Source organism: Symbiopectobacterium sp. (genome assembly GCF_051710365.1).
In the GTDB taxonomy this organism is placed as follows: Bacteria; Pseudomonadota; Gammaproteobacteria; order Enterobacterales; family Enterobacteriaceae; genus Symbiopectobacterium.
In genome coordinates this window covers 1-3,248 of the sequence record NZ_JBPETA010000269.1, presented here as the reverse complement: position 1 = coordinate 3,248, position 3,248 = coordinate 1, and the positions used below count along the sequence as shown (strand labels likewise).

The following is a 3,248-nucleotide window of genomic DNA, read 5'->3' as shown; positions in this document are numbered from 1 at the left end:
TGGCGATGGTCAAAGCGCTTAACCGGATCACGCTATTAGGAATGCCGAACAGTATTCGCATCACGTAACAATCGACCCGATGGGGCACAGTCGTTACAAGTTCTGATTTATTCAACAAAGCCGAAAAATGGAAGAAAGTTACTCAAACGCCGCCATGCAGCGCGGCACTGAACTTGAACCGGTGGCGCGGGAGATGTACCTGCTTAACCAGTTTGACGCAGAAGTGAACGAGGTCGGCTTTATCCTTCACCCTGACATTGCAGGATTTGGCGCATCGCCTGACGGGCTGGTAGGGTGCGATGGTCTGATTGAAATCAAGTGCCCCAATACATGGACGCATTTAGAAACCATCAAGACCGGTAAGCCGAAAAACCAATATATCCTACAGATGCACGCCCAAATGATGTGTACGGGCAGGAAATGGTGTGATTTTGTCAGCTATGACGACAGGCTACCGCCAGACCTTGCCTATTACCAGTTGAGAATTCATCGGGAGGATAAGCTGGTTGCTGAAATACAGGAGGCGTTAACGCAGTGCTTGGCTGAACTTGAAAGAGAACTTGAGGCTATCAGGAAATTATCCAAGGTAGCCGCATGAGTACACGCATACCGGTAGGCGGCAATGCAGGTGAGTTCAGCTTGACGCGGGAGGGAAGTTGCTGGCAGTGAAGGGTCGGGCAGGACTCGAACCTGCGGCCTTACGGTTGGGGAACACGTACGCTCTTCCACACTGAGCTACCGACCCAATGGGCAGAATTGCTCAAAGGGCCGTGACGAGAAAAGCTTTCACAACCAGAGAGAGAATACCCAAAATTCCAGCACTCAGCATCCAGCGCATTAACTTCTGCTCGGAGCGAATACCCGCCATCTCAAGCTGTAAATCCTTGCGGACTAAAGATATCTGCGCCTCGGTCTTCTCGAAGCGAGCCTGCATCTGAGCTTCGTTCTTCTCGAAGCGAGCGTCAATATCCTTACGAACATCGGCTATCTCTGCGGACAGGTCCTTACGAACATCGGCTATCTCTGCGGACAGATCCTTGCGGACATCGGCTATCTGCGCATCGGTCTTTTCAAAGCGGGCTTGCATCTCTTTGCGCACGTCTTCAAGGTCACGCTTGGTAGCAAGGTCTGCAACCTCATGGGACTGACGCACAACAAGGGTTATAGCCTTGGCCTGCTCTCTATTAAGACCAGAGCTTTCCAGCTTCTCGACGAACTCTTGAGTATCAAATGCGACTTGGCCCATAGCGGATCCTCCTGTGTTAAGCCAAGTGTAAGCGATCTGACCGCCAAACTGCAAAATTTTACCCGTTAGTCCTCTGATAACCACATCCGTTTAATTATGGAGAAATTGTTATGTCTAAATTAGTTGTCATTGAAAATACCATTGTTCGCCAGGATGCTTTCGGGCGTTACTGCCTGAATGACCTGCACCGCGCTGCCGTTGCACAAGGTAAAGCGACAGAATCACAGAGACCATCAAAATTCATGCGCTCTGATGGCATCGCTGCATTTGTGCAATCTTTGAGCGAAGCCCAAAAAAGGGCTTCGGTTAATGTAATTAAAGGTGTCCTTGAGTCAGGAACATGGGCGGATGAATTAGTGGCCATCCGCTATGCGGCATGGATAAAACCTGAATTTGAGGTTCAGGTATATGAGCAATTCCGTGATTCTGTAAAGTCCAGCAATGGCGTACTGGTAGAAAAAGTCCAAGCGGGATTGGCCTTGCTCGCTTTCTACAAGCAAGAGCTGCGCATAGCGCCTTCCGCGATGCTGGGCGCAATGAAAAAGCTACAATCTTCCCTCGGCATGCCGGATATCCTGCCCGCCTACGCCGTAGAAGCACCAGAGGGCAGTGTAACTGGGTCAAGTGAAGTCACTCATTCCCTGACTGAACTACTGATGCTGCACGGCAAGCCCTACACGGCACAGTCTGGTTTCAAGCGCCTGCAATTGCTCGGACTCGCTGAGCGCAAGTCACGTCCCAGCAGCAAGCATCCCGACAAGGAAAAACTGTTCTGGTCGCTAACAGAGAAAGGCTTGCAGTTTGGTAAGAATTTGACAGATCCGAATAACCCGCGTCAGACACAGCCACATTTTTACGATGCACATTTCCCTCGCCTGCTGGCCGTCATGATGAATGAAGCTCCACTGGCTCAACATTCCGAAGAGGTGATTTATGCGTGAGTCCAGTTCACAGCCCCCTTTCGAGGGGGACGTCCTGAACTACGATCCGAACATTGCCGCCTTGCGAGTCTCTCGCCAACGAGTGGAACTTACCTTTGGACGCTGGGACTTCCGCGTCACGACGGTTGTGGCCGTTACCTGCCACAGGTGTAGCGGTCTTAACGTCATTGAGCAAGCCATAGCGACAGTGTATAGCAACTTACCGTCCTACACCTACGAAGGCGAAAAAATGCGCTGCCTCCTGCTGGAGAGAGAAGAAGATATCCCGCTTGAATGCCGGGATGAAGAGGGGCAAGGTGAAGAATGGCTCCAGGACATGCTAATCAGTGCCGAAATTATCGATGTTGCGCCAGCACAATAACACCATTGACGCAAGGAGAAACCATGCGCTATAGTCGCTCTGCATCTGCAAATTCAGGTGTCGGGAATACCACCCCGCATGACGCAAGGCGCACAGCGCCCGATTAAAAAATTGCATGGCGCTTTTTTATTGCCTGCAATCTTCTATGACGGCCTGTGCGGGGCTGATTTCGATCAGGCCGGTTCCTTGTGTCCGGTAGTGGTATCCCCGTACAGGTCGTCACCAATCGTATACCACCGGCGTGACGGCTCCTAATACACACAAGGAGTCTAGCAATGAAGAACCATATTTCATTCCATAACGCTCAGCTTGAAATTATTCACCGTGAGCAATCTATCTGGCTGAGGTCAACCCAAATTGGGTTAGCCTTGAAATACGCGAACCCCAAAACAGCAGTAACCAAAATTTTTAACAGAAACAAAGACGAATTTACAACTCAGATGACCGCGGTAGTTAAGTTGCCTGACGCCAATGGCGATATGCAAAACACTCGCATCTTCTCCCTGCGCGGCGCTCATCTGATAGCGATGTTCGCCAACACGCCGATCGCCAAAGAGTTCCGTAAATGGGTATTGGATATTCTCGACAAAGAAACCAAGATCCCACAATACAAACCCCAAGCCGCCGAACTGTTCAACGATGATGATACCCGTTGCCTGACCCATCTGGTCTGGAGCATGGCAAACGGTTTTCATTTTGA

5 protein-coding genes and 1 tRNA gene are annotated in these 3,248 nt (G+C 50.6%); 4 read left to right on the top strand and 2 right to left on the bottom strand.

Annotated elements, in window-relative coordinates; all coding sequences use genetic code 11:
• Window positions 1-127: 127 nt before the first annotated feature.
• Window positions 128-598 carry a lambda exonuclease family protein gene (locus ACTBDZ_RS16395; protein WP_438816097.1) on the top strand — a complete coding sequence of 157 codons (471 nt, stop codon included), beginning with the start codon at window positions 128-130 and terminating at the stop codon, window positions 596-598.
• Between the two features lie 71 nt (window positions 599-669).
• On the opposite strand, the gene ACTBDZ_RS16390 is transcribed toward ACTBDZ_RS16395, so the two are convergent.
• A tRNA-Gly gene (locus ACTBDZ_RS16390) sits at window positions 670-745 on the bottom strand.
• A 15-nt stretch (window positions 746-760) separates the two neighbouring features.
• Window positions 761-1,246, bottom strand: coding sequence for a hypothetical protein (locus ACTBDZ_RS16385; protein WP_438816096.1), 486 nt, complete (start codon window positions 1,244-1,246; stop codon window positions 761-763).
• Window positions 1,247-1,356: 110 nt separating this feature from the next.
• Between ACTBDZ_RS16385 and ACTBDZ_RS16380 the strand changes: the two genes are divergently transcribed.
• The 3 genes from ACTBDZ_RS16380 to ACTBDZ_RS16370 form a co-directional block, all read left to right on the top strand.
• Window positions 1,357-2,187 carry a KilA-N domain-containing protein gene (locus ACTBDZ_RS16380; protein WP_438816095.1) on the top strand — a complete coding sequence of 277 codons (831 nt, stop codon included), beginning with the start codon at window positions 1,357-1,359 and terminating at the stop codon, window positions 2,185-2,187.
• Entirely contained in the window at window positions 2,180-2,548 is a 369-nt protein-coding gene (locus tag ACTBDZ_RS16375) for a DUF5406 family protein (protein ID WP_438816094.1), read from the top strand. The genes ACTBDZ_RS16380 and ACTBDZ_RS16375 overlap by 8 nt, the downstream gene beginning before the upstream one ends.
• A 275-nt stretch (window positions 2,549-2,823) precedes the next feature.
• The coding region (locus ACTBDZ_RS16370) for a BRO-N domain-containing protein (RefSeq protein WP_438816093.1) at window positions 2,824-3,248 on the top strand (425 nt) is incomplete at its 3' end.